The sequence below is a fragment of the Sulfitobacter mediterraneus genome (assembly GCF_003054325.1).
Lineage (GTDB): Bacteria > Pseudomonadota > Alphaproteobacteria > Rhodobacterales > Rhodobacteraceae > Sulfitobacter > Sulfitobacter mediterraneus.
Window position 1 is genome coordinate 73413 of record NZ_QBKU01000003.1, and the last position, 24398, is coordinate 97810.

General features: G+C 60.2%; 22 protein-coding genes. 7 read left to right on the forward strand and 15 right to left on the reverse strand.

Annotation, left to right across the window (positions count from 1 at the left end; genetic code table 11):
• Window position 1 precedes the first annotated feature (1 nt).
• The 6 genes from C8N31_RS05585 to C8N31_RS05610 all read right to left on the reverse strand — a co-directional run bounded on the left by C8N31_RS05585 (window position 2) and on the right by C8N31_RS05610 (window position 9414).
• Window positions 2-982 (reverse strand): NAD-dependent epimerase/dehydratase family protein, encoded by a 981-nt coding sequence (locus C8N31_RS05585; RefSeq protein ID WP_081785685.1) that lies wholly within the window; start codon window positions 980-982, stop codon window positions 2-4.
• Window positions 975-4229 (reverse strand): ATP-binding protein, encoded by a 3255-nt coding sequence (locus C8N31_RS05590; RefSeq protein ID WP_025048445.1) that lies wholly within the window; start codon window positions 4227-4229, stop codon window positions 975-977. The genes C8N31_RS05585 and C8N31_RS05590 overlap by 8 nt, the downstream gene beginning before the upstream one ends.
• A 33-nt stretch (window positions 4230-4262) precedes the next feature.
• Entirely contained in the window at window positions 4263-5303 is a 1041-nt protein-coding gene (locus tag C8N31_RS05595; RefSeq protein ID WP_025048444.1) for a polyprenyl synthetase family protein, read from the reverse strand.
• A complete protein-coding gene (locus tag C8N31_RS05600) occupies window positions 5300-6025 on the reverse strand; it encodes a hypothetical protein (protein WP_025048443.1) in 726 nt (241 codons plus the stop codon). Before C8N31_RS05600 ends, C8N31_RS05595 begins: the two co-directional genes overlap by 4 nt.
• The gene (locus C8N31_RS05605) at window positions 6022-8148 is read right to left on the reverse strand and encodes an NAD(P)-binding protein (protein WP_197021520.1); all 2127 of its coding nucleotides are present in this window, start codon (window positions 8146-8148) and stop codon (window positions 6022-6024) included. Before C8N31_RS05605 ends, C8N31_RS05600 begins: the two co-directional genes overlap by 4 nt.
• 135 nt (window positions 8149-8283) lie before the next feature.
• Entirely contained in the window at window positions 8284-9414 is a 1131-nt protein-coding gene (locus C8N31_RS05610) for an SMP-30/gluconolactonase/LRE family protein (protein ID WP_025048441.1), read from the reverse strand.
• Window positions 9415-9504: 90 nt separating this feature from the next.
• Here C8N31_RS05610 and C8N31_RS05615 point away from each other — a divergent pair, with 90 nt between their 5' ends.
• Complete coding sequence (locus C8N31_RS05615) at window positions 9505-10071, forward strand: TetR/AcrR family transcriptional regulator (RefSeq protein ID WP_025048440.1); 567 nt, start codon at window positions 9505-9507, stop codon at window positions 10069-10071.
• A gap of 24 nt (window positions 10072-10095) precedes the next feature.
• Here C8N31_RS05615 and C8N31_RS05620 read toward each other — a convergent pair whose 3' ends face one another.
• The 4 genes from C8N31_RS05620 to C8N31_RS05635 are packed head-to-tail and all read right to left on the reverse strand — an operon-like array spanning window position 10096 to window position 13223.
• Complete coding sequence (locus C8N31_RS05620) at window positions 10096-10440, reverse strand: RidA family protein (RefSeq protein ID WP_081785683.1); 345 nt, start codon at window positions 10438-10440, stop codon at window positions 10096-10098.
• Entirely contained in the window at window positions 10437-11843 is a 1407-nt protein-coding gene (locus C8N31_RS05625) for an FAD/NAD(P)-dependent oxidoreductase (protein ID WP_025048438.1), read from the reverse strand. Before C8N31_RS05625 ends, C8N31_RS05620 begins: the two co-directional genes overlap by 4 nt.
• Window positions 11840-12130, reverse strand: coding sequence for a (2Fe-2S)-binding protein (locus C8N31_RS05630; protein ID WP_025048437.1), 291 nt, complete (start codon window positions 12128-12130; stop codon window positions 11840-11842). The genes C8N31_RS05625 and C8N31_RS05630 overlap by 4 nt, the downstream gene beginning before the upstream one ends.
• A complete protein-coding gene (locus C8N31_RS05635; RefSeq protein ID WP_025048436.1) occupies window positions 12123-13223 on the reverse strand; it encodes an NAD(P)/FAD-dependent oxidoreductase in 1101 nt (366 codons plus the stop codon). The genes C8N31_RS05630 and C8N31_RS05635 overlap by 8 nt, the downstream gene beginning before the upstream one ends.
• A 209-nt stretch (window positions 13224-13432) precedes the next feature.
• Here C8N31_RS05635 and C8N31_RS05640 point away from each other — a divergent pair, with 209 nt between their 5' ends.
• The 3 genes from C8N31_RS05640 (at window position 13433) to pssA (ending at window position 16148) form a co-directional block, all read left to right on the forward strand.
• Window positions 13433-14518: a sulfurtransferase gene (locus C8N31_RS05640; protein WP_170116153.1), complete on the forward strand. Its 1086-nt coding sequence runs from the start codon at window positions 13433-13435 to the stop codon at window positions 14516-14518.
• 188 nt (window positions 14519-14706) lie between these two features.
• Window positions 14707-15384, forward strand: coding sequence for a phosphatidylserine decarboxylase (locus C8N31_RS05645; RefSeq protein WP_025048434.1), 678 nt, complete (start codon window positions 14707-14709; stop codon window positions 15382-15384).
• 8 nt (window positions 15385-15392) lie between these two features.
• Entirely contained in the window at window positions 15393-16148 is a 756-nt protein-coding gene (gene pssA / locus C8N31_RS05650; RefSeq protein ID WP_025048433.1) for a CDP-diacylglycerol--serine O-phosphatidyltransferase, read from the forward strand.
• A 9-nt stretch (window positions 16149-16157) separates the two neighbouring features.
• On the opposite strand, the gene C8N31_RS05655 is transcribed toward pssA, so the two are convergent.
• The 3 genes from C8N31_RS05655 to C8N31_RS05665 are packed head-to-tail and all read right to left on the reverse strand — an operon-like array spanning window position 16158 to window position 19172.
• A complete protein-coding gene (locus tag C8N31_RS05655; protein ID WP_025048432.1) occupies window positions 16158-17168 on the reverse strand; it encodes an ABC transporter substrate-binding protein in 1011 nt (336 codons plus the stop codon).
• Window positions 17147-18514 carry a sensor histidine kinase gene (locus C8N31_RS05660; RefSeq protein ID WP_025048431.1) on the reverse strand — a complete coding sequence of 456 codons (1368 nt, stop codon included), beginning with the start codon at window positions 18512-18514 and terminating at the stop codon, window positions 17147-17149. Before C8N31_RS05660 ends, C8N31_RS05655 begins: the two co-directional genes overlap by 22 nt.
• Window positions 18507-19172, reverse strand: coding sequence for a response regulator transcription factor (locus C8N31_RS05665; RefSeq protein ID WP_025048430.1), 666 nt, complete (start codon window positions 19170-19172; stop codon window positions 18507-18509). The genes C8N31_RS05660 and C8N31_RS05665 overlap by 8 nt, the downstream gene beginning before the upstream one ends.
• A 106-nt stretch (window positions 19173-19278) precedes the next feature.
• On the opposite strand from C8N31_RS05665, the gene C8N31_RS05670 reads away from it, so the two are divergent.
• Genes C8N31_RS05670 through C8N31_RS05680 form a run of 3 tightly spaced genes read left to right on the forward strand, consistent with a single transcriptional unit; the run spans window position 19279 to window position 22327 of the window.
• Entirely contained in the window at window positions 19279-20265 is a 987-nt protein-coding gene (locus C8N31_RS05670; RefSeq protein WP_025048429.1) for a Bug family tripartite tricarboxylate transporter substrate binding protein, read from the forward strand.
• A gap of 60 nt (window positions 20266-20325) precedes the next feature.
• Window positions 20326-20808, forward strand: a complete 483-nt coding sequence (locus C8N31_RS05675) for a tripartite tricarboxylate transporter TctB family protein (protein WP_025048428.1) — start codon at window positions 20326-20328, stop codon at window positions 20806-20808.
• Window positions 20809-20812: 4 nt separating this feature from the next.
• Window positions 20813-22327 carry a tripartite tricarboxylate transporter permease gene (locus C8N31_RS05680; protein ID WP_025048427.1) on the forward strand — a complete coding sequence of 505 codons (1515 nt, stop codon included), beginning with the start codon at window positions 20813-20815 and terminating at the stop codon, window positions 22325-22327.
• A gap of 18 nt (window positions 22328-22345) precedes the next feature.
• Here C8N31_RS05680 and C8N31_RS05685 read toward each other — a convergent pair whose 3' ends face one another.
• Together C8N31_RS05685 and C8N31_RS05690 are read right to left on the reverse strand one after the other, a co-directional pair.
• Window positions 22346-23725: an aspartate aminotransferase family protein gene (locus tag C8N31_RS05685; RefSeq protein ID WP_025048426.1), complete on the reverse strand. Its 1380-nt coding sequence runs from the start codon at window positions 23723-23725 to the stop codon at window positions 22346-22348.
• A gap of 121 nt (window positions 23726-23846) precedes the next feature.
• Window positions 23847-24329, reverse strand: a complete 483-nt coding sequence (locus tag C8N31_RS05690; RefSeq protein WP_025048425.1) for an Lrp/AsnC family transcriptional regulator — start codon at window positions 24327-24329, stop codon at window positions 23847-23849.
• Window positions 24330-24398: the final 69 nt, after the last annotated feature.

The following is a 24398-nucleotide window of genomic DNA, read 5'->3' on the forward strand; positions in this document are numbered from 1 at the left end:
TTCAGACCGCGCCGACCTGTTGATACCATTGCACCGCGTCCTGCAAGGTCAGCGGTAAGGGGCGCAGGTTGGGATGCAGGTCAATCTGCTGCGCTGTGGGCGTTGCGGCATAGCTGGCGCTGACCAACATCATCGGCAAGCTTGGCCAAGGGCTTTGCCGCCCTGTCAGGGCGAAGGCGGTTTCCATCCAATAGAGGCCCGCCAATCCCATCAGGGACGGCACTTCCAAACGGGGCGGGGCCGCACCGGTGATGGCGCAGATTTGTGTGGCCAGATCGCGCAGGGAAACGGTATGGCCAAACACCGGCACCTGCACATGGGGAAACCCTTGCGCGGCACAGGCCAGCACAATGTCCGCGACATCGCGCACATCCACCACATTCAAATCATGCCGCACCAATCCGCGCACTTGCCCGCCCAACAACATCGGGACAAAGGCCTGTTCTTTGGGCTTTAGATCATAGGGGCCAAAACAGGTTGCCGGATTTAAAATGCAGCCTCGTAGTCCTTGATTCAAGGCGCGCCGCACGCTGTCTTCAACCCGTTGTTTGACATCGAAATAATCGTGCATTCCGCGCAGGACACCCTGTCCGATCTGCGATAGGGCGGATGGGTTTGGCCGCGGCAATGTGGTGAAGGAAGAGATATGAACAAACGCTGCATCGGCCTGTTTGGCGGCGTCCAGCAACGCTTTGCTGCGCAGCACCGCCTGTTTGGTCCGGCCCGCAGTGTCACGCCCGTGGAGGGCAACCGGATAGGGCGTTGCGGCATCGACCACCAGAGCCATACCCGCAATCATTGGCAGAGCATCTTGCCCCACGGCGATGCGCACCTCTGTGCCTGCCAGATTGGGCCTTGGTTTGTCGCTGCGCCCGGTGGCGGTGACGCGATATCCGGCCTCGGCCAAGCGCCGCGCAATGGCTGCGCCGATATGGCCTGTCCCGCCCAGAACAAGCGCGGAGGGGCGAGCCGCATCACAAATCGCGCAAAACCTCCGCCGCGCGGGTCAGGGCAGGGATCGGCTCGCTGCTGCTGATCCGCGCCATAGCGGCGGCCAGCGCCCCGTTTTCTGCATCGCGGCGCCCATCGGCAATCAACAGTTCCGCCAATTCCAAGGCACAAAGGAAGGCGTAATAATGTGATCCGATCTTTGCGCCCACAGCCATGCCTTCCCGCAAGCTGGCCTCTGCGGCGGCTAGATCCAGGCTGCGCAACGCCTGACCGCGCCGCCACAGCAAGTTTGGTTCAAACGCACAATCCAGCCCGCTGCGCGACATTTCAAGCGCTTCGTCTGCGGCGGTCACTGCCTCGTCCGGGCGGCCAAGGGCTGTCAACGCGGCCACCAGATAGCTGCGCCAATAGGTCTGCGGCGTGCGCTGTCCAATCATGTCAAAGAACGCGAGGCTCTCGGCGATATGGGGCAGACCCGCCTCATCGCCGCCACTGGCCATGGTAAAGCCAAGCCCGATACGGCCCGCACAGGCCCAATAGGGATAGCCCTGCAAGGTCGAGATTTCGATCACACGCGGTGCTGTCTTGGCCACTTCGTCAAGCAGGCCCATCTCCATCATGCGGCCCATCTGGAACGAGGTGCTTCGCGTGAGGGCGTTTTTGTTGTTCAGCTCACTCGCCATTTCAATGGCTTTTGCGATCAGATCTCGCGATTGATCTATCTCGCCGCGCATGGTGTGAATCCAGACCATGTAACACATTGAAAATTCAGCAAGATCATCACCAAATTGTTCCACCAGTGGCCCGTGTTGTTCTGGTGTGTAGAGCGCCAGAGCAGCGTCGAAACTGCCGGCGGCATTGTCCAGCTCTCCGGCAAAGGTCTGCGCGACCCCCATCGCAAAATGTGCTGCAATCGCCCATGAGGGGACTGGACATTCGCCAAAACCATCCAGCATCTCACGGGCCAGCGCCATTGCCTCGTCCCGGTCAGACCGGGAGGCAGCAACTGTAAAGAGCCCATACAGGCAGGAACAATACATCACATTGTCGCCCAGGCTCAGACACAGGGCGCGGGCGCGGGCAAAGGCATCATAGACCTCAGGCGCGGCAAAGCCGCGTGTGGCCATCAGCGCGGCCCCCAAAAGCGCCCTTAACAGCACCTCTTGTTCATCGCGGGCGCGTCCCTCAGGTAGATGTTCAAGGTGATCCAGTGCCGTGAGGTAGTGATTGGTTGCCTCCACCTGCGCTGCCCGTGCGGCGGCTTTCTTACCCGCCAGAATCAGGAAATTGATCGCCTCGCCGTATTGTTTGGCGCCGGCGTGATGCCGCGCCAACGTTTCCGGCTCGGTTTCAGCCAGTGTCGGTTGATGTTCCAGCAGCAAGGCAACGATCTTTGCATGCAATTGCTGGCGTTGTTTGCGGGCCAGCCGTCCATAGGCGGCCTGTTGCACCAGCGCGTGGCGGAACTGCATGGTCTGGGATTGAGCGTCTTTCTCGGGCAGCAAGATCCGCGCTTTGACCGGCTCTACAAGGGCGCTGGCAAAGGGTGCTTCGTCCATCTCAAGCACCGTGCGCAGCGTCGGCGTGGCAAAGCGGCGGCCAAAGACGGCGGCGGTTTGCACCACGGATTTGCCCTGCGGCAACCGGTCAATCCGCGCCATCAGACTGTCTTCGAGGGTGATGGGCACATCGACATCGGCAAAATTCCCGCTGGCGCTGCCGGGGTGGTCCATGACTGAACGGCTCAGCTCTTCGAGGTAAAGCGGGATACCATCGGAGGCCTCAAGGATCTTGTGCAGGATTTCGGGCGGGCAGGGGCTGTTCCCCATCACAGCGGCGATCAGTTTCAGGCTTTCTGTGCGGTCAAGCCGGTCCAGCGCCAGCGTGGACACATGGGCGGCAGGGGCCAGTGTCACTTCGCCTTCGGGGCGCTGGGTGACAATCAACAGGATCGGCAGCGGCGCGATGACCTGTTCGACAATCACATGAAGCAGCTCCAGCGTCGAGGGGTCGGCCCAATGGGCATCTTCCACCACCATCAACAGGGGGGCCTTGCTGGCCTCCTGCGCCACCACCTGCATCAAGAACCCGTAGGTGGCCTGCTTTTGCTCAATCGCGGTCATGTCCAGCGGCGGCAGGGCCTCGCCGGGGTCCAGCGCCAGAAGGTCGGCCACCAGCCGCACAGCCGTTGGGTCATCGCCCACACGGGCCATGATCTTGGGCGCGATGTCTTCGGCATCTATTGGGCCGCGCAGGCCGGTCAGATGCGCAAGCTGGGCCCGAATGGGATACAGCGCACTGTTTTCATACCCCGGTGCACAGAAATAGCGAAAGGTCTGTGCCCCTTCGGCCCGTACATGGCGGCGAAATGCCTTGAGCAGGGTTGATTTCCCGATGCCCGCGCCCCCCGATAACATCAAGACCTGCCCCGCGCCGCCTTTGGCGCTGTCCCAAAGCCCGCGCAATTGGTCAAAATCCGCTTCACGGCCCAGCAGGTCAATCACGCCGTTGTCTTGTGCATTGTCCCGCTCGGACACATCGCGCATCCCGTTGACCTGCCAGATTGTCACGGGCTGATCAAAACCGCGCAGATGGCGGTCACCCAGATTGTCCAGATCGGCCAGATTGCGGATCAGACTGTGGGTGTTCTTGCCAACCACCACCGTGTTGGCGGGGGCCTCGTCCTGCAGACGCGCCGCCGTGTTCAGCGTGTCCCCGACCAGCGCACTTGAATCTGACACCGGCCCACGCACAAAAACCCGCCCGGTCTCCAGCCCGATGCGGCTGTTCAGGATCAAGCCATCGCCAAACTGCAACTCCTGCAAGGATTGCGAGATTTCCAGCGCCGCGGAAACGGCCCGCTCCGCATCGTTTTCAGAGGCTTTGGGATAGCCGAAACAGGCCACCACGCCATCGCCCTGCGTGCCCAGCGGCATGCCGCCCCAGGACCGGATCACCGATGCGGCATGGGCGTGATAACGCTCCAGAATGTCCGACATATCTTCGGCGTCATAGCGGGCGGAAATCTGGGTCGATCCAACAAGATCGCAAAAGAAGATCGTCACCTGACGGCGCTGCGCAAGCGCCTCGTCGGGGGCAGTGTCCAAGGCGCGGCGCAATTGTTTGCGGTGCCCGATGGTCAGACCCAGCTCGCGCAGGTCCGCCTCGGTCAGGTCGCGCAGATCATCAAGGGTGAGATCCTGATCGCGCATCACCTGTGCATATTGCTCCAGCCCGTGTTGGGTCAGGAAAGCGGCCAGTGCGTTTGCCGTTGTCATGATTGGGGCCTCCCTGCGGGGCAGTCTACACAGCTAGTGGTCACGCCGAAACGTCCATGTGACCAGATCGCGGATAAAGGTCTTGTCCCGGCTGTCCGGCACTGCCTCGAACAGGCGGCCAAACTCATGGATGGCGGCACCCGCCATGCTTTGGGAAAAGGTAAAGGCGCGGTCGATTGCCCCGCTGTCCTGCATGCGTGCCAGCAACCATTCCACATCCGCCTGATCGCGTTCCTCGCGGGGCTGCGCCATAAATCGGTCAAAGCGGGCCTTGTCGGTGCCGGTCAGCTGCCCGGCGATGTCGATCAGCATCAGCGTGCGCTTGGCCTCCCACAGATCACCACAGCTTTCCTTGCCATAGACCTTGCCGCCCTTGAGGTTCAGCACATCGTCATGGATCTGGAACGCCGCCCCAAAGAAATAGCCAAAGCGGATGAACGCATCTTGCGTCACTTGCCCGCCATTGGCCTTGCCCAGCATCGCACCGACACGGCAGGGAAAGATCGCCGCCAGCCAGCAGGTCTTTTTCAGCACCATTTGCAGATAGTCGTTGCGGGTGACGGAGACGTCCGGATTGGCCCGCCAGCCCAGTTCCATCGCCTGTCCCTCGGCCGAAAACCGCGCCATACGTTCCATGTCGTGCAACAGGTTCAGCGCGACGGGCGGCGGCAGCATCCGCGCATTGTCCAGCATCGGGCGCAAAGACAACATCGCCAGCGCATCCCCTGCATTCAGCGCAATGGGTGTGCCATGCAGCATATGCAAGGTTGGTTTGCCGCGGCGTTCTTCGCTTTCATCCTCGATATCATCGTGGATGAGCAGGGCATTGTGCAGCATCTCGATCGCGGCGGCGGCTTTGGCCGCGCGGTCTGGCGCGGCACCAAAGGCACAGGCGGTGGCGATACAAAGGGCGGGGCGCATCATCTTGCCACCCCGCGTCGGGTAATCCGCAAGCGGATCATAAAGGTATGCGCGCGGTTCACGCTTGGGCAAATACGCGTCCATCGCTGCGCGGGTCAATGCGCCGTATTCCTCAAGCAGAGGGGTGACCGTATCAATCCCGCTTGCGTTCATATGGAACCCTCGGCCAGCACATCCAGAGTGACAACACCCGCCGGGCCTTGGCCGTCCTCAATCAACAAACCATAGTAGGTGCCGGGCGGCTGATCATGGGGAACGCTGATGCACAAACGGTTATGGGTCACGGACACTTCGGTGATCCGCGCAGGCTGTGCCGGATCATCGGACCCCAATGGCTGTGCCGACAGTGCCATAGCAGGGCGGAACATCTCGATGCGCACCTCAACAGGGCAGGCCGCCCGCAGGCTGAGCGCGGGCGCGGCATGATGCGCGCCCTGCGGGGCTGCTGGGGCCGGGGCTGCCGCAGCGCGGGTCAAGTAATCTTTCAACGTGCCAGCCAGATCAACCCATTGCGCGGCAACATCCGCATAGGTGCGCGTTACCTGTGTGGCCAGTGCGGACAGATCCGCCCCGCTCAGCCCGCCATAGCCCGCAGACAAAGCGCCCCACAGGCCGGTGTCCGGCTGATCGGCGGCCTCGCCCTGAATATGCAAATCGACAACCTGCGCCGCCTCGCGCACTTGATCATCCAGAAAATCAAATGGCGTGTCTGTCTCCGCGCCACCAAGCCCCAAAGGATGCCCTGTAGGCTGTGCGCCCCACTCCGGCGCGATCTGCCCATTCTGCCCCCATTCCTTTTGCCCAAAGGCCCCCAAAACACCGCGCTTTGGGGTGGTGCGTTCAGGAACAGGGCGGCGCAAACGGGTCTGGGTCATGGGTGATCATATCCGATAATGTGGCTCAGTTGCGGGGCCCCCGACAGGGCCGATGCCGCCAACAGGCCCGACATCACCGCCGCCTCGACACAGCCCGCCTGATGGCCGCAACCCGTCCAGTCGCCCGCAATGGTGAAATTGTCGAACCGGTTGTCGAGCGGCGAAATCCGATGTTCCAGACTGCCGGGCAGGGACAGCACATAGCGTTCGGTGGGGGCGGTGTTGGCGGTCCAGAACTGGCTGTCAAACCGCGCCTCGCCGCTGCCCTCTGCTCCAGCCAGAAGATCCCAGTCAAAACCATCCTCGTTCACCGCGCCGGGCCAGAAATGCGCCACATCGCGGTTCAAAAAGGTGATTGCGCTTTGCCGGACGATTTCATGGGCATTCTCGCCGGTCTGGGTGTCCGGCAAGACCGAACAGAAATAAGCGATGGATTTGGGATCGTCCTGCCAATCCTCGACCTTGATCAACTGGCGCATGTCGGCCCATGTGTCAAACGGCTCCACATAGCCGGAGATGTTGATCGGCGGCTCGTCCCAGCCCAGATCATCGACATTCTTCGTCAGCCAGACCTGAAACGCCTGTGTGGCAACGGTTTTGACCTCTTCGGTCATACGTTTCCATTTCGGGTCCGCCGCGATCAACTCGCCGCACAGCCCCGGCACCGCGCCAAAGCCAACCGCCAGAACGGCAAAATCGAAATCTTCCCCCACTTTTAGTGCCTTGATATCGGCGGTGCGGTCATCATCCGCCTCTTCAGGGTTCCAACCGGCCTTGGCCAATTGCCTGCCGTATTTGAGCTGATCATAGTTGGGCAGAGAGGGCCAGCAGGGCAGGCCTTTGACATCCACCAAGGGATCGTAGGTGCCGTCTTCTTTGACCTCGGCCTGCACGGTCACGTCCAATGTCTCAACATGGGTCTTGTCGTCTGACAGATGAATATCATCTAGCCTGTGAAAGAACTCAAACTTGACGCCGCGTGCCTTGAGCACTTCATAGGCGGGGGCAAAGACCACATCCCCCATGCCCGCTTGCATCTTCCAAAACAGTGCCCCGCGATAGGTGAAAAACATCCGCATCGCCCCGCGCAACGCTTGGCCGGCGGCCAGTTGCGGCTTGCTGATGTCACCGTCCTCATAGGCAAACAACAGATCGTATGACCCGCGGATAAAGGCGCTGTCGATGGTCGCTTGCGCAGCACCGTGGGATTTGAGCCATTCGCGCCAGTCGTATTTATCCAAAAGGTCAAACCCCTGCGGCGAGAACAGCACGCCCTCACGCAGACAGCCGCGGATGATCGCCAGCACAGTGTCGACAATTTCCCAGATCCGCCGCACCTCGGGGTCGGTGGCCAGCAACAGTTCAAACTGATAGCGGATCGCGCCGGACAGTTGATCCAACACCCCCGCAGGCTTGGCCGCATCGCTATTGCGGGTCACCCCGTCGATCAATCCTTGCAGGACCGAAATCGCCTCAAGGATCAACGCCCCCAGCGCCAATTGCCCGTATCGCGCCGCACGTTTTGCGGTGCCGGTCAGATCAGAACGTACCGTGGACAACAGCGAGGTGATCAAGGACGCCGCCGCCCCGGTCAGCGAGGCCGGACTGCCTTCAGCGCTGGGCAGATGGCCCTTGTCCTGAACGCTCAGCAGCAGGGTGCGGAGCAGATGCAGGCATTGGGTCAGATAGCCTTTGACGGAAAACGGATTGCGCACGGCAAAAGGATCGCCCGGTTGGCCCGCCGCAGGGGGAAAGTAAGCCGACCAATTCGACCATTGCCCATCCAGCCCCTTTTCGGTGACGCCCACATAATTGTCCGGTTTGAACGCATCCTCAAAGCGGCGCATTGGATGGCCTTCGGGACGGTCCAGTTCATCGTAACAATCGCGCATAAAGCGGAAGGCGTTTTCATAAAACCCCATCCACAGATGCAGCCCGTGTTCCTCGATCCGGCCTGTGGCGGCATCTCGGCCAGAGGCGCCCTTGCCACCCAGCCGCCAACCCATCTGATAGATCGTGACATCAAACGCGCCGCCATGTTCGGGGCGTGTCAGCTCAAATGCGGCCGCAATGCCTGCGCAACCGCCGCCGAAAATGGAAACGCGTTTTGCTCTGTCCTGCACCAAAATCCCCCTCTAGCCGGGGAACCTTAGCAGCAAGTCTTTGATCTGCAATCATTGATTAACATCGCAAATGCCGCATCGGATCACCTTTCAAGCACAGGTTGCGCTGGGCTGGAACCGTGTGGCGATGTGTGATCATTCGGCCAAACGGTTCGCTGGAATACGGTAGATCGCATAGGGCGCTGATTGCTGCATAACCTCTGCCGAGGCGGGATTGCCAAATGGATCAAGCAGATCGGTCAGCCTGCTGTCGGTGAACCAGATGTCACCATTGGGGGCCAGGGTCACGCTGTCGGCCCAATCGACGCCTTCCAAAGCCACAAGCGTTTGCAGCTTGCCGTCCTCAAGAACCGCGAGACCACCATTTTCCACATCGGTCAGGATCACCGCCCCCGCCGAGGTCAGCGCGATGCCGTCGCTCATCGGGGCGGGGCCAAGCGTTTCAATGGCGTTTTCAATGTCTTCCGGTTGGCTGTCAAAGTTGGTCAACAGTGCGGTTGGCACCCGGTAGACGCTGTCATGGCTCATTGCCGCATAGATCAGCCACTTGCCGTCTTTGGACAGCTCCAATCCATCGACGCCCACCTGAAAGCTGATCAAACCATAGCCAAGACGATAGGCGCTGCCATCGGTGCGCCGCATGACCCAGTTTTGCGGCGCGGTTGTTTCATGCCCCACCAGCACCTCGCGAACCTCGTTGGTTTGGGTGTCGAGTACCAGCAGCGCCGCATCTGTGAACCGCAGCAGCCCGGTGTCGGCCAGATAGACATATCGGCCATCGGCGGAGACCCGTAAATCCTGTGCAAATCCGCCCACGCCATCGGGGAGTGTGTGTTCAAAGGCCAATTTGCCGCTGTCGATGTCGATGGCCAACACCTGCGTGGGGCGGCCTTCCATCGCGCCGGGGCGCACCGCCCAAAGCCGGTTTTGCCGGTCCACGGTGATGCCAAACACACCATGGAGCTGCGCAGCAAGATCGGGCGCCAATGGCACCGCGCCGCTGGAGGTCCATTCAAAGACCAGATGCTCCGCGTGGTCTTGGGGGCGGTGAAATGGATGGTAGGTGAAAAAGATCCGGCCTTGTGGCCCTGCAGCGACCATACCGGGCGGCAAGGGCAGGGTTATCGCAGGCTCCGCATCACTGCGCAGTGGCGGCGTTGATACATCCGGATAGGGCCTGCCCAAGCCATAGATCAACTTTATCGCCAGCAAGGTGACGATGACCATTCCGGTAAGGCCCATGAGGGCCCATTTGATGATTTTCATGGCAGCTTTCACCTTTCTCAGTAAAGAGAATCAAAGCGAATTGAACGATGAATGATCATAGTGTATAAATTAACAGATGGAACAGCCTTTATGACAGAACCCCTCAGCCCCCTCCGGTCTGGTCGCCGTGACCGCATTGTTGCACTGGCCCAGCAGGCGTTTGTGCAATCGGGCTTTCGCGCCGCCTCGATGGAGGGATTGGCGCAAGCGGTGGGGGTCTCCAAAGCGACGCTCTATAGCTATTTTCCCGATAAGGACGCGGTCTTTGCCGCTGTGGCCGATCATGTAGCGGCGCGTTTGATCGGCGCGGTCGAAGCGGTATTGGCAGAGGGCATTGGCACAGCGCGGCAACGGGTGGCGGCCGCCCTGACGGACAAACACCGAATTGTGCATGATCTGGTGCGCCAATCGCCCCATGCGGCCGAATTGTTTGCCGCCAAAACCCGGTTGCGGTCTGATCAGTTTGGCGAGACGGACCGGGTCATTGAGGCCGCTTTGGCAAACGTCTTGGGCCAAGTTGCAGGCAATCCTCAGGAACTGGCCGCGCTGTTGCTTTCGGCCAGTCAGGGGATCGCCAATGCGGCGCAAGATTTCCAAACAGCCGAAGTCAGGATCGCACAGCTGTGCATGTTGGTCCCGGATGACAACGCGGGTTGATGAGCCGGAAAGCGGTGCGTTCGGTTAGGCCACTGCCGCCGTGATAATGATCTCGACCTTTAGTTCTGGTCGCGCCAGAGCCGCCTCACCGCAGGCGCGGGCAGGGGCCGCGCCTGCGGGCACCCAATCATCCCACACGGCATTCATCGCCGTAAAATCAGACATATCCGCCAGCCAGATCACCGCCTGAAGGATATGCGCGGGGCTTGATCCGGCTTCGGCCAGCAAGCCCTCGACCCGGCGCAGGCATTCGCGGGTCTGGTCCGCGACATCACCTTCGGCCCCGCCAACCTGACCACACAGATAGACCGTTTCATTGTGGATCGTGATCTTGCTCATGCGCTGGGCGGTGTGGCTGCGGGTGATCATGGGTCTTGTCCTTCTGGCTGTTGGGGGGCGGGGCTGTGCAGGGCGGCAACTTCGCCCAATGTGACGGGTTTCAGCGGGGCGCGGATCTTGAAATATCCGGTGTCTTGCGGCGATAGGCCGGTGGCTTGCGCCAAAACCTCGGTCACCGTCAATCCGCAGGTGCGCCCCTGACAGGGGCCCATTCCCGCACGGCCAAAGGCCTTGGTTTGGCTTGGCCCTTTGCAGCCAAGGCGGGCATAGGCGCGAATGTCGCCTGCACTCACCTCTTCGCAGCGGCAGACGGTCACGGCATCGGGGGGGCGTAAAATCGCGGCAGGCGGGGCATATAGCGCATCCAGAAACGGGCGCAGCGCCTGTTCGCCCGCGAGGTTTCGTTTGGCGGAGGCCGCAAGTGTATCACGCTGGGCGGCGGTGATCCGGCCTGCGCAGCGCAGGATATCGGCTGCCGCGCATTGGCCCGCGTGTTCTGCCGCCTTGGCCCCGGCAATTGCAGCGCCGTCACCGGCGACGTAGATCTGCGAATGGCTGCTTTGCCCCCATGGTGACAGAACCGGATGGAAACAACGCTGCCCCGCATGCCATTGATGATCCAGACGCAAGGCGCGGGTGATCTGGGTGTTGGGCACCACCCCTTGATGCAACAGCACGGTTGCGCATTCCAGATGATGGACTTGCCCCTTCGCCGTAAACCGCAGCCCGCTGGCCGCAGTGTCCCCCGTGATGGCAAGATCGCGGGCCGCCGTGTAGCGCGGTGCACTGGCGCGGCGCAGCTCGCGCAGCATCCGCGCCCCTTTCGCCAAGGCCTTCCACCCTCGCAATGCCCCGCCCGCATGGTGCAATACGGCGCGATAGTTTGCGGGTGTCTGGGTTTCAACCAAGGCTTTGGGCGGGGTGCCCGCCCGCAGCATCTGCACCGCAACAAGGTATAGCAGTGGACCGGACCCTGCCAAGACAGCGTCTTTGGCCAGTAGTCCGCTGGTTTTCATCAAGATCTGCGCCGCACCTGCGGTCATCACCCCCGGCAAGGTCCAGCCGGGCAGCGGCACAGGCCGTTCCATCGCGCCCGTGCTGAGCAACAAATAATTCGCTTTGACGCGATAGGCTTTGCCATCTTTCGAATAGGTGACCGTGCGCTCTTGATCCACATCCCAAACCACCGCGCCCGAGATCAGGGTCAGCGGTGCGGCGGCCAGCCCGTCAAGCAACATCTGTCCCGCCGTGTAGTCCGGCCCCAGCATTTGCCGTTGCTGGGTGCTCGAAGCCCCCAGATTGCGGAAAATCTGACCGCCCGGCGCGGGTTGTTCGTCCAGCACCAGCACAGACATGCCTTGCTGCGCGGCCATCGTGGCACCGGCCATACCCGCAGGGCCAGCACCGATGACGATCAAATCGGGGCGGGTCATGGCTGCGCCCTCGGAACGGGCGGGGATGTCACCACGAGACCGACTTGAGCGGGGGTCTGGCAGGCCTGCACCGTTTCACCATCCACCACGACCAGACAATCAAAACAACTGCCCATCATGCAAAAAGGTCCGCGCGGCGCGGCGGTTGTCGGGGTGTCGCGAAACACCTTGTGGCCTGCAGCCAGCAAAGCGGCGGCGAGGCTGTCACCGGCGTTGCCAATGACGGTCTCACCATTGAAGGTGAACCGCACCTGAGCTGTGGCGCTATGGCCTATCCGTTCAAACATCAAACCGATCCTCGCCAAAGGCCGACACGTCAGGCTGCTCCGCCGCATCTGTCAGCCAATCGCCCAAAACCCCCGCATGGGCCGCCGCCAGCGTGATGCCACTGTGACAGGTGACAAAATAGGCGCCGGGGTGCCGGGCCGAGCGTTGGTAAATCGGCAAACCATCCGGCGACATGATCCGCAACGCCGCCCAACTGCGCAGCATTTTGGCGCGGGCCAGTTTGGGGAACATATCCACCGCATGGGCCGCCAAACCGGCAATCGTTGCCACATCTTCGCGATCATTCAGCCCAACCTCGGCACTGCTGGCGCCGATCTGGATGCCGCCCTCATCGACCTGCCGCACCTCGACATTGGGACGGTTCATCAGCTTGGGCAGTTTTTCGGTGATGATGATCTGGCCCTGTTGCGGGCGGATCGGGGCCTTGAACCCCAGCTTTGGCCCCAGCGACATTGCGCCCAATCCGGCGGCCAGCACGACCTTCTTTGCGGTTATCGGCGCGGCATCCTCGGCGGTAATGGAAAACTCTGCGCCCTGCGGTGTGATATCTGTCACCTTGTGGCCGGTCCGCAGTGTGCCGCCCAAATGGCGCACCGCGACCGTGAGACCGCGCAACAATCGCAAGGGGTTCACATGCCCGTCTTCCTTGCAATAGAGCGCCCCGGCAACCTTCGGCCCGATGTTGGGCTCTTCGGTTTTCAGCGCATTGTGCCCCATCACCTCAAACGGATAATCACCCCCCAATCGGCTGCGCAGCCCTTCATAAAGCTTGCGATCCGCATCAAGGCTGTCTTCGCTCATGTGGATGATATAGCCGCCATCCTGTTGCAGGTTCAGCGGCGAACCAGAGATTGTCTTGATCTCATCCGAAAAACCCCGGTACGCCCGTGCAGAGGCGCGTGTCCATTGCGCATATGCCGGTTGGTGCAAACCTTTGCTTTGCACCCAGACCAAACCAAAATTGCCCCGAGAGGCGCGAAAGGCCCCGTCGCCTTCATCGAGAACGCAAACCGTCTTGCCGCGCCTCAGCAGGCCGTAGGCCAATGACAGCCCGACAATTCCGCCGCCTATGATGGCAAATTCGGTTTCCACAGAGTCTCCGTTGTGTTTGCGGCCTTAGGGATGCACGGCGCAGCGGCAGAGGGCAAGGCAGGACGTGCCCTGCTCAGACTCAGCATTTTATCAGGGTCAACGCCCTGCAAGAAAAGCGCGGTTCTGACGTTGGCGCGAAATTATGCTATTCTGCCATGGCACGAGGCCGCCAAACAACGCAGAACCGCTGTCTGTGGCGAGGCGAAATTGTGATTGTGCGCATCTCCTATGGAGGCGGCGCACCGGCCAAGGTCGCGGAGTGTTCCGGTCGCTTTTGGAAAACCGCAGATCGCACTGATGAATGGGCGGCGGGGCAATGCGCAAACGCGGCAAAACCCCTTGGCTTTGCAGCAAGTGTAACGATCTCGTTGACCGGCGACACCGGTAAGGCAGAACCAGCGGAGGACCGAAGAATGACTTATGCAAGCCTCAGAAACCCCAACGCTTTGGTTGACACTTCGTCGCTCCAACACCGACTGCGGGATCCCAATCTTAGGCTGTTCGATTGTTCAACTGTTTTGCAATTCGAAGAAGGAGGAGAGCGGCCTTATCGGGTGATCAGTTGTGCGGCAGAACATGAGGCGGGCCACATCCCGGGCGCAAGCTATTTTGACCTTCAGCGGGATTTTTCGCGCAGCGACAGCCCCTTTGGGATGACCCTGGCGGATCCGGCTGTGGTGGCGGCCGCGTTTGAAAAGGCAGGTGTTGATGACCAATCGCAGGTCATTCTTTACAGCCGCAGAAGCATGTCTTGGGCCACGCGGTTTTGGTGGATGCTGCGATGGCTTGGTTTTGACAATGTTTCTATTCTTGATGGCGGCTTTGATAAATGGGTGGCGGAGGAGCGGCCACTGTCCAAAGAACCTGACAGCTATCCAGTGGGGCAATTGACCCCGAACCCGAGGCCAGAGGTTTTTGTGTCGAAAGACGATGTACTGGCCTGCCTTGGTGATCCGGAGGTTTGCCTTGTGAATGCTCTTGGACGCGATGTTTTTTCTGGTCAGACAGCGCGCTATGGGCGGCCGGGGCGCATTCCCGGCAGCATCAATATCCCCCAAATCGAACTGGTAGACCCCCAGACCAATGCCTTCCTGCCTGCCGCAAAGATCGCAAAGATCTTCGAACAGGCCGGGACCAAGAACGCCTCAACCCATGTGACTTATTGCGGTGGCGGGATCTTTGCGACCGTCGACGCATTCTGGCTGCATCAGCTGGGGTACGACAAAGTTGCGGTCTACGAAAACTCGATGAGCGAATGGGGCCCCGATGAAACTTTGCCGATCGAAGTGGGTTAGGCACGGCACAGTACCCTGCGCCATAGAGCGGGCCAGCGGCGCCCCTGTGCAGGGCGGACTGGACTGCCCGTGCTGCTTGGTGCTGCAGAACAGCATGCTGAGGCGGCCTTGAAGAGATGTGAATACCCTTGCACTCTTGCCCAATCGCCTTATGAGAGATGCGGTACCTGCCACAAGGAAAAGACACCATGCAAATGATGGGCACCTTCATCAAACCAATGCACCCTGAAGGCATTAAATTTGTTGCCATTTTTGCGGCTGTCACTTTGGTCCTGTTCCTGATCTCAACCTTTCTGGGCTGGATCGGCGTTGGCCTGACGGTGTGGTGCTACTATTTCTTTCGCGACCCTGAGCGGGTCACACCGGACCGGCCCGGACTGATCATCAGCCCCGCCGATGGGGTGATTTCCCTGATTGAACCTGCGGTGCCGCCCGCCGAACTGGGCATGCCGGATGAGGCGCTGACCCGTGTGAGCGTATTCATGAATGTGTTCAATTGCCATGTGAACCGCACGCCGGTCTCGGGCGAAATCCGCGCGGTCAGCTATCGCCCCGGCAAGTTTTTCAACGCCTCTCTGGACAAGGCCAGCGTTGACAATGAACGCAACAGCCTTTGCGTCAAGATGGACAACGGACAGGAACTGGCCGTGGTGCAGATCGCCGGTCTGGTGGCGCGGCGCATCGTCTGTTTTGTGGAGCCGGGCGCAACCTTGCAGCGCGGCGAACGCTTTGGCCTGATCCGTTTTGGCTCGCGGCTGGATGTCTATCTGCCCAAAGGGGTGGAGCCGATGGTCCGTATTGGCCAAACCATGATTGCGGGCGAAACCGTTCTGGCCGAACTGCCTGCCTCTGATGAGAGCGCATGAGCAAACGGATGGGCGATCTTCCTGAAAAGACCAAGGGTGACTTTTCGCTGGTTCAGCTGATCCCGAACATGCTGACCATCGCGGCGATTTGTGCCGGTCTGTCAGCCATCCGGTTCGGGGTTCAGGGCAATTTTGTCTTTGCGGTGCAGCTGATTGTAGTCGCCGGTGTTCTGGATGGCCTCGATGGGCGCATGGCGCGGCTGTTGGGCAGTGACAGCGCCATGGGCGCTGAGCTGGATTCGCTGGCAGATTTCCTGAACTTCGGGATTGCGCCGCCGCTCATCCTCTATTTCTGGGCGCTGCAAGATATGAACAGCGCCGCGTGGTTTTCCGTGCTGGTCTTTGCGGTTTGCTGCGTGGTGCGGCTGGCGCGGTTCAACGTGTCCAGCAAAGCCGAAACCGATCAACCGCCCAGCCCGCATTTCACCGGCGTGCCATCCCCCGCCGGGGCGCTTTTGGTGCTGCTGCCGATGTTTGCCACCTTTGCCTTTCCCAATACGCTGGTCCTGCCGGGGCTGGTGATCTGCGCCTATATGGTGGTGATTGGTCTGTTGCTGATCAGCCGCGTGCCGACATGGTCGTTCAAAACCACCAAGGTCTCGCGTCACAATGTGAAATACTTCCTTGTGGGTGTGGCGGTCGTTGCAGCGGCGGTGCTGACCTATGTCTGGACCACGCTTGTCGTGCTCTGCCTTGCCTATATGGTGGTTGTCCTGTGGTCACTGGTTACAGGCCGCGTTCCCAGCTTTGGCGGCAAGTCCTGAGGCGCAGGTTCAGCGATCCTGAATGATCGCGCTTTCCCATTCCTTGAGAAACGTGCGCCGCTTGAGCCGGTCGAGATAGGTCATCAAGGCAGGTTCCAGCGCTATGGTGGATTGCGCGATGCTGCCCTGTTCAAGGTTGAGCGGCGGCAGGGGGAAATCCTCGGGTGCGGCCATGGATTGTAGCGCAATCAGATAGCGGATGAATTCTGCGCCCATCTGCGCGTTGCTGGCCCCGCTTGGCACAAAGGCCGTGCGCATCATCGTGGTGGGAAAATCCGACGGCAATATGATCTCAAGCGCATCATGGGTGTCACGCCGCGCCAGCGCATAGCTGCCCAGAACATTATAGGCCACGGCAATCTTGCCGGTATACAGATCATCTATCATCTCGCCCGAGCAGCAATATAGGCGGATATCCAGCCCGCCCATCACCTCCATCAAACGCCAGAATGTCTCGGACGCGCGGGCATCTTGCGTGGCAAACAGATAGCCAAGCGCGGATTGGCGCACGTCATAGGTGCCCAAACGCCCGCGAAAGACCTCTGGGCGGGCCCGCAAGGCACGGATCAAGTCCTGCCGGGTTTGGGGAATGTCCTGCCTGGCAAAGGCCGCACGGTTGATCACTATCGCCGCCGGTTCAGTGGTAAAGGCAAACAGGCTTTGTCGCCACTGCGCCCAATCGGGATGATCTATGTCATTGATTTGCGCGGCAAAGCCATCGTTCGCCAGTTTCAATTGCAAATCCATTGCGCTTGAAATCACCAGATCATACTCCGTTGGGTTGCCGCGAAACCGTGTGTCAATTTCGGCGGTGCTGTGCACGAAATATTCAATGGCCCAACCGCTTTGTTCGCGCAAAAACCGCTGGATAATGGGCGCAAAGAACGAGGTGTCGGTACTCGACAAAACCCGCAGGGTCCGGGTGGCCTCGGTGCCTTCGAACCGTTGCTGGTCTTCCCATTCCTGCGCGGTCGCCAACAATGGCCAAATCCACAATGCTAAAGCTGCAAGGATACGCATGCGCCGCCCTCCACCCGGTTGGTCAGGGTCAATGTGCCGCCATGGGCGACGGCCACATCCTGCGCGATGGTCAGGCCCAGCCCCGATCCGATGATCCCTTCGGCGTTGTTGCCGCGTTTGAACCGAGATGCCAACGTGTCCATCTCGGCAGGCGGAAAGCCCGGACCCTGATCGCAAATCTGGATCTGGGGCAGTGGTTCATCGCTCAGGCTGATGTCCACCGCGCTTTCGGTTGGGGCATATTTCAGCGCGTTGTCGATCACATTGCGGACCGCGTTTTGCAGCAGGATCGGATCACCCGAATAGGGCAGCTGCGCCGCGCCATGCACCCGAAGATCGACATCTCGCATGTCGGCTACAGGGGTCAGGCGCAGGACCAGATCTTGCACCAATTCAACCAAATCAATGTCTTGCTTGTCCAGATGATCGGCCCGAAAGGTGATCATCGCATGATCCAACAACTGTCCTGCCGCGCGGGAACTTTCGTCAATGGCCCGGATCATCGACCGCAACGCCTCGCGGTTTTCTCCTCGGTTGACCCGTTGCAGTGTTGCCTCGGCGTAAGAACGGACAGTGGCCAACGGGGTGCGCACGCGGTGCGCGGCCTCGGCGATAAAATCCTCCGATTGATTGAGCGATTGATCCAACCGCCCCATCAGCGAATTGAGCGACCGCACCAGCGGCAACATTTCCGACGGCACCGGCTTGGCAAACGGGCTGAGATCTTGCGGGCCGCGCCGCGCCACAGACGTGGTCAGCCGTTTGAGCTGGCCAATGGTGGCGGATGTGGCCCAAAGCGACAGCACCACCGCCAGCGCAAAGAACCCCGCGCCAAAATAGGCCGCATTGCGCGATATCCGGTTGAGCGTCCCGGCCAGTGCATCTTGGGTCTGGCCCACGGAGACTGTGATCCGCGTGCGGTCGCTTTCCCCCACCAACATCCGCGATGCGGTCGCCAGACGCAGGGAAGTATTCAGGAAATCAATGGTTTGAAAGCCATCTTGCGCCGCACCGCCGTCTGCGGCGGGCAACAACCCCTCATAACCCGATACCAATGTCTGATCCTGATGCACCGCGTAAAACACCCGATCATCCGAGGCGGTGCTGAGCATGGAAAACGACGCATATGGGATGTCGATCTCAACCTGCCCGCGCCGCAATACGGCGGCATCAAGGATCGAGGCCACAGAGGCGCGCAGAATGCTGTCTTGCCCTTCCTGCGCCACCTGCGCGGCATAGCTGCGCAAGGCCAGAAACAGTAAAAGCGCCAGCACTGCCGCGCCGCCGATGAGGGTGATCATTAGGCGCCCGCGCAGCGAGCCGGAGACTGGCACCGCCTCAACCATGATCAAGCCGATAGCCCAGCCCGCGCAGGGTGGTGATACGCAGATCGCACCCTTCGAGATGTTTGCGCAGACGCCCCACATAGACCTCAATCGCGTTTTCGCTGGCGTCGTCATCAATGGAAAACAGCCGATCAAACAGCTTTTGCTTGGAAAAAATCTGCCCCGGTGCGTTCATGAACAATTCCAACAGCCGCAGCTCTCTGTTGCGCAGGCCAATCGCCGCGCCGCCAATTTGCAAGGTGCCCGCCACCGGATCAAACACCGCGCCGCCAAGTTCGATCTCGGTCTTGCCTTTGCCCGCCTTGCGGCGCAACACAGCGCGGCAGCGGGCCTGCAATTCGGCGTGATCAAAGGGTTTGGTCACATAGTCATCTGCCCCCAGATCCAGCATGCTGATTCTGTCGGACACCTGACTGCGAGCGGTCAGAACAATCACCGGCGTGTCTTGTCCGCCCGATCTGTGCTGTTTGAGAAAGCTGCGCCCGTCGCCGTCCGGCAACATGATATCAAGCAGGATCAGATCGTATTCGCCGGTCTCGGAAAAGGCGATGGCATCGCCAATTTTATCTGCGTGATCAACCACATGCCCGTCGAACTTCATCCGCGATGAAATCGCCTTGGCCAGTTCGGCATTGTCTTCGACCAATAGGAATTTCATCGCGCGGCGGAGCCTTTTTCAGACGTGTCAGGTTTGTGTCAGGTTGGCGTTCTAGCCTCCCTTCAACTGAGCCGTGCTGCGGCCAGATGTCAAATGGGAGGACAACATGACCACATTGAAACTGGGCCGCCGCGCCCTGATTGGCGCTGCTGTTGCGGCGCTTAGCTTTGGCGCACCTGCGATGGCGGATGGCCACAAGGTGCTCGACAGCATTCACTTTTTGATCCCCGGCGGCGCCGGTGGCGGCTGGGATGGCACTGCACGTGGCACCGGCGAGGCGCTGACCGGCGCGGGCCTTGTGGGCACTGCATCTTACGAGAACATGTCAGGCGGCGGCGGCGGCAAGGCCATCGGCTATCTGATCGAAAACGCCGAAAGCAACCATGGCACGCTGATGGTCAATTCCACGCCCATCGTGATCCGGTCTTTGACTGGTGTGTTTCCGCATAACTTTCGCGATCTGACCTTGGTGGCGGGCACTATCGGTGACTACGCGGCGATTGTTGTGGGCAAGGACAGCCCGATCAATTCGATGGCGGATCTGCTGGCGGCCTATGATGCCGACCCCTCCGCCACCGCCATCGGCGGCGGCTCTGTCCCCGGCGGCATGGACCATCTGGTTGCGGCCATGGTGATGGAAGCGGCGGGCAAGGACGCGCTTGGCGTCAAATATATCCCCTATGACGCGGGCGGCAAGGCCATGGCGGCGCTGCTGTCTGGTGAGATCGCCGCGCTTTCGACAGGGTTCTCCGAAGCGGTCGATCTGGCCAAAGCGGGCGAGGTCAAAATCATCGGCGTGACAGCGGATGAACGCGTGGCCGCCGCGGCGGATGCGATGACCATGAAGGAGCAGGGCATCGACACCAGCTTTGTGAACTGGCGCGGGTTCTTTGGTGCGCCAGACCTGCCCGCAGACAAAGTTGCGATGTATCAGGACGCACTGGCCAAGATGTATGACACTCCCGAATGGGAAGCCGTGCGCGCCCGCAACGGTTGGGTCAACATCCACAACTCCGGCGATGATTTCCGCGCTTTCCTCGAAGGTCAGGAAAAGGTCATCGGCGATCTGATGAAAAAGCTCGGCTTTCTCTAAGAAACGCTGAACATGGCAGGGCGGTGCGCCGCCCTGCGTCACCACTGGGGGGATGGGACGATGGCGCTTGATCGCTGGATCGCACTGATATTGCTCGGAATTTGCCTGACTTATGGCTACACCGCGTGGTTCACAATGGACGGCAGCCTTGCCCCCTTTATGAAGCGCAATCCCATCTGGCCAAGCACCTTTCCCAAGGTTCTGTCGGTGCTGGGCATCATTGCCTCACTGATCATCCTGCTGGGGCTTGAGAAAAGCGAAACCAAGGTTGGCGAGATAGATTACCGCCGATTGGGTGATTATCATCTGGGGCAGGCGGTTCTGCTTCTGGCGCTGATGGTGGCCTATGCGCTGTGCCTGCGCCCGCTTGGTTTTCTAGGCTCTACCGGTGCATTTCTCATTCTGGGATCGTTCATTCTGGGCGAACGCAAATGGCATGTGATGGTGCCGGTTTCGGTGCTGACGGCGGTGGTGGTCTGGTATCTGGTGCAACAGGTCTTGGGCATCTACATGCGCCCCTTGCCCGGCGTTATCGGAGGGTGATGACATGCTCGAAGGACTTCTGATTGGCCTACAAACGGCCCTTTCCGTACAAAACCTGTTGATGGTGATTGGTGGTTGTCTGATCGGGACATTCATCGGAATGTTGCCGGGCCTTGGCCCGATGTCGATCATTGCGATCATGATCCCGGTGGCGATCTCGATGGGCGATCCCTCTGCCGCGCTGATCCTGCTGGCCGGGGTTTATTACGGCGCGATTTTTGGCGGATCGACCTCTTCGATCTTGCTGAATGCGCCGGGGGTGGCGGGCACCGTGGCCTCCAGCTTTGATGGCTATCCGATGGCGAAACAGGGCAAGGCCGGCAAGGCCCTGACCATCGCCGCCATCGCCAGCTTTGCCGGAGGGACAATCGGGGCGCTATTGCTGATGATTTTTGCGCCGATGCTTTCCTCAGTGGCGCTTTTGTTTCATTCGGCGGAATATTTTGCGCTGATGGTGGTGGGCCTGTCGGCCATCGCGGCCTTTGCGGGCACGGGGCAGGTGGCCAAGGCGATGATGATGACGGTGCTGGGCCTGATCATGGCGACTGTGGGCGAAGGGGCATTGTTCAATCTGCCGCGTTTCACCATGGGGGTGATGGACCTGCAATCCGGCTTTGGCTTTATCACTTTGGCGATGGCGATGTTCGCCCTGCCTGAGGCGTTGTTTCTGGTGCTGAAACCCAAAACCACCCAAGGCGGCGGCGACGGCAAAATCAAAGACCTGCGCATCACCCGCAGCGAGGCCCGCGCAATTGCGCCGGTGATCGGGCGGCAATCCTTGCAAGGGTTCTTTATCGGGGTTTTGCCGGGGGCAGGGGCCACGATCGCCAGCTTTCTCGGCTACGCCGTCGAACGCAATATCGCCACCAAAGAAGAGCAGGAAGAATTTGGCAAAGGATCGATCAAAGGCCTCGCCGCGCCTGAGACTGCCAACAACGCCGCCTGCACCGGATCATTTGTGCCGCTGCTGACGCTGGGCATTCCCGGCTCTGGCACCACGGCGATCCTGCTTGGGGCGCTGATTGCGCTCAATGTCTCGCCGGGGCCGCGTCTGATGATTGATGAGCCGCAGATTTTTTGGGCGGTGATCATGTCGATGTTCATTGGCAATCTGGTCCTGCTGATCCTGAACCTGCCGTTGATCCCCTATATCGCCAAGGTGCTGTCGATCCCGCGCAACTATCTGATCCCGTTTATTTTGTTCTTTACACTGATGGGGGCCTACATCGGCCAGAACAACGCGACAGAGCTGCTATTGCTGGTCGGGTTTGGCATCTGCGCTACGGCGCTGAAGTTTGCCGATTATCCACTGGCACCGCTGCTGATCGGGTTCATTCTGGGCGGTATGCTTGAGAACAACTTTGCCCGCTCCATGCAGCTTTATGATGGCATCGGGTTCATCTGGGAACGGCCGATGACGCTGGGCCTTTTGGTGATTGCCGCGATCCTCGTGGTGCTGCCCAGCTATCGTGCACGGCGGGCGCGGGCACGGGCGGCTGGGGTGGCGGACGGCGATTGATCGCCGCCCGCTTGATGTTCAGCCCAGAACGTCGGTGATGGCCCGGTGGGTCACACCAACAACCTGCTCCGCCTCCGATTGGCTCAGGCAGAACGGCGGGGCAAAGCCGATGATGTCGCCCTGCGGCATGGCGCGGGCGATCACGCCCAGTTCCAGCATCCGCGCCACAATCCGCGGCGCGACTTTCTCGAACGGATCAAAGAAGATCCGGTCATCGCGATCCTTTACCAGTTCGACCGCGCACAGCATCCCTTCGCCGCGGATCTCGCCCACATGGGCATGGGTGCCCAATGCCGCCGCCATCGCGGCGTTCAGGTGCGCGCCGATGCGGCCCGCGTTGGCCACCAGATCCAGCCGGTCCAACAATTCGAGGTTGGCCACCCCTGCCGCCGCCCCGATGGGGTGTGCCGAATAGGTCCAGCCATGGCCGATGGGGCCGTTTTCATCGGTGCCTTGTTCCAGCACTTTCCACATCTTGCCTGACACGATGGAGCCGGACAGCGGTGCATAGGCCGAGGTCAGACCCTTGGCGATGGTGATCAGGTCGGGCTTCATCCCGTAGTGATCTGAGCCCATCATGCTGCCCAAACGGCCAAAGCCGGTCACGACCTCGTCCGAGATCAGCAAGATATCGTGCTTGTTCAACACGGTCTGAATCGCCTCCCAATAGCCGGCGGGGGGCGGAACAATGCCGCCTGTTCCCAAAACCGGCTCGCCGATAAAGGCGGCGATGGTGTCTGGACCTTCGCGCTCAATCAACGCCTCAAGCTCTGCCGCGCAATGGGCGGTAAACTGCGCCTCTGTCTGGGACAGATCATCTCGGCGGTAATAATAGGGTGCCTCAGTATGCACCACTTGCGACAGCGGCAGATCAAACTTGTTGTGGAACAATCCCAATCCGGTCAGAGAGCCCGTCATCAGCCCCGAGCCGTGGTATCCACGCCAGCGCGAGATGATCTTTTTCTTCTGCGGACGGCCAAGGATGTTGTTGTAATACCAAACCAATTTGATGTTGGTCTCATTGGCGTCAGAACCGCTTTGCCCGTAATAGACGTGGTTCATGCCCTCTGGCGCACGCTCTGCAATCATCCGTGACAGGGTGATGGAGGCCTCGGTGCCGTGTCCCACATAGGAATGATAATAGGCCAGCTCATGCGCCTGTTTGGCAATGGCCTCGGCAATTTCAGTACGACCATAGCCGACGTTCACACAGTAGAGCCCGGCAAAGGCATCCAGCGACCGGTTGCCCTCACGATCCGTGATATGCACACCATCGGCCCCGGTAATGATCCGGTTGCCCATTTCGCGGCGGGCGAACTGGCCCAGATGGGTGGAGGGGTGGAAAAAGTGATCGTGGTCCCACTGGCTAAGCTGGTCGTTGCTGCGTGTGTCTGTCATGGCCGGTCCTTTGGTCTTTGCCTTGGCAAATGTGTTGCCTCATTGGGTTTGACCTAGCCTGCGGCGCGGCGATGATTTTTCGGCAAATCGGTTCAGATCCCAAAAAATCGTCGGATCGCGCTCAGCCGCCGCTCAGCAGATCAAAAGGCGGCGGGCCGTCTTTGACAGGTTTGGTCACGATGTAGGTAAAGTAGCGGGTCACCCCCGCGCGTTGATCCAATAGCGTGTCGATCAGGCGCTGATAGCTGTCGATATCGGGGCTCACCACCTGCAACAGATAGTCAAATCCGCCGCCCAAGGCCCAGCAGCCTGTGATCTCATCATGGCGGGCCACTTCGCGTTCAAATTTGTCAAAGTTTTCAGCACGATGCGCGCCCAGCTCGACCGTCACAAACACCGTGATCGACGGGCCGATGGCGCGCAAATGAAACTCTGCGCGATAGCCGGTGATGACGCCGTTTTCCTCTAGCTTCTGCATCCGTTCCCAGCACGCTGTGGGCCGCAGCCCGACCTTGCGGGCCAGATCGCTTTTGCTGATCCGGCCATTGCGCGACAGCAGGGCAAGGATGGCGATATCGGTCTTATCAAGGCGTGGTGATTTCATAAGGGTGATCATGTCGGTGCAACATGGGCGCTTGTCAATTCCTACAAATCAGGAAAATCTACCCGTCAG

Bases quoted from the DNA above. Each gene is read 5' to 3' on its own strand.
- C8N31_RS05680 (WP_025048427.1), top strand. From the start codon at position 20,813: ATGCTCGAAGGACTTCTGATTGGCCTACAAACGGCCCTTTCCGTACAA.
- C8N31_RS05625 (WP_025048438.1), bottom strand. From the start codon at position 11,843: ATGACCCGCCCCGATTTGATCGTCATCGGTGCTGGCCCTGCGGGTATG.
- C8N31_RS05630 (WP_025048437.1), bottom strand. From the start codon at position 12,130: ATGTTTGAACGGATAGGCCATAGCGCCACAGCTCAGGTGCGGTTCACC.
- C8N31_RS05665 (WP_025048430.1), bottom strand. From the start codon at position 19,172: ATGAAATTCCTATTGGTCGAAGACAATGCCGAACTGGCCAAGGCGATT.
- C8N31_RS05645 (WP_025048434.1), top strand. From the start codon at position 14,707: ATGCAAATGATGGGCACCTTCATCAAACCAATGCACCCTGAAGGCATT.
- pssA (WP_025048433.1), top strand. From the start codon at position 15,393: ATGGGCGATCTTCCTGAAAAGACCAAGGGTGACTTTTCGCTGGTTCAG.
- C8N31_RS05590 (WP_025048445.1), bottom strand. From the start codon at position 4,229: ATGACAACGGCAAACGCACTGGCCGCTTTCCTGACCCAACACGGGCTG.
- C8N31_RS05600 (WP_025048443.1), bottom strand. From the start codon at position 6,025: ATGACCCAGACCCGTTTGCGCCGCCCTGTTCCTGAACGCACCACCCCA.
- C8N31_RS05615 (WP_025048440.1), top strand. From the start codon at position 9,505: ATGACAGAACCCCTCAGCCCCCTCCGGTCTGGTCGCCGTGACCGCATT.
- C8N31_RS05675 (WP_025048428.1), top strand. From the start codon at position 20,326: ATGGCGCTTGATCGCTGGATCGCACTGATATTGCTCGGAATTTGCCTG.
- C8N31_RS05690 (WP_025048425.1), bottom strand. From the start codon at position 24,329: ATGAAATCACCACGCCTTGATAAGACCGATATCGCCATCCTTGCCCTG.
- C8N31_RS05595 (WP_025048444.1), bottom strand. From the start codon at position 5,303: ATGAACGCAAGCGGGATTGATACGGTCACCCCTCTGCTTGAGGAATAC.
- C8N31_RS05660 (WP_025048431.1), bottom strand. From the start codon at position 18,514: ATGGTTGAGGCGGTGCCAGTCTCCGGCTCGCTGCGCGGGCGCCTAATG.
- C8N31_RS05685 (WP_025048426.1), bottom strand. From the start codon at position 23,725: ATGACAGACACACGCAGCAACGACCAGCTTAGCCAGTGGGACCACGAT.
- C8N31_RS05655 (WP_025048432.1), bottom strand. From the start codon at position 17,168: ATGCGTATCCTTGCAGCTTTAGCATTGTGGATTTGGCCATTGTTGGCG.
- C8N31_RS05610 (WP_025048441.1), bottom strand. From the start codon at position 9,414: ATGAAAATCATCAAATGGGCCCTCATGGGCCTTACCGGAATGGTCATC.
- C8N31_RS05620 (WP_081785683.1), bottom strand. From the start codon at position 10,440: ATGATCACCCGCAGCCACACCGCCCAGCGCATGAGCAAGATCACGATC.
- C8N31_RS05670 (WP_025048429.1), top strand. From the start codon at position 19,279: ATGACCACATTGAAACTGGGCCGCCGCGCCCTGATTGGCGCTGCTGTT.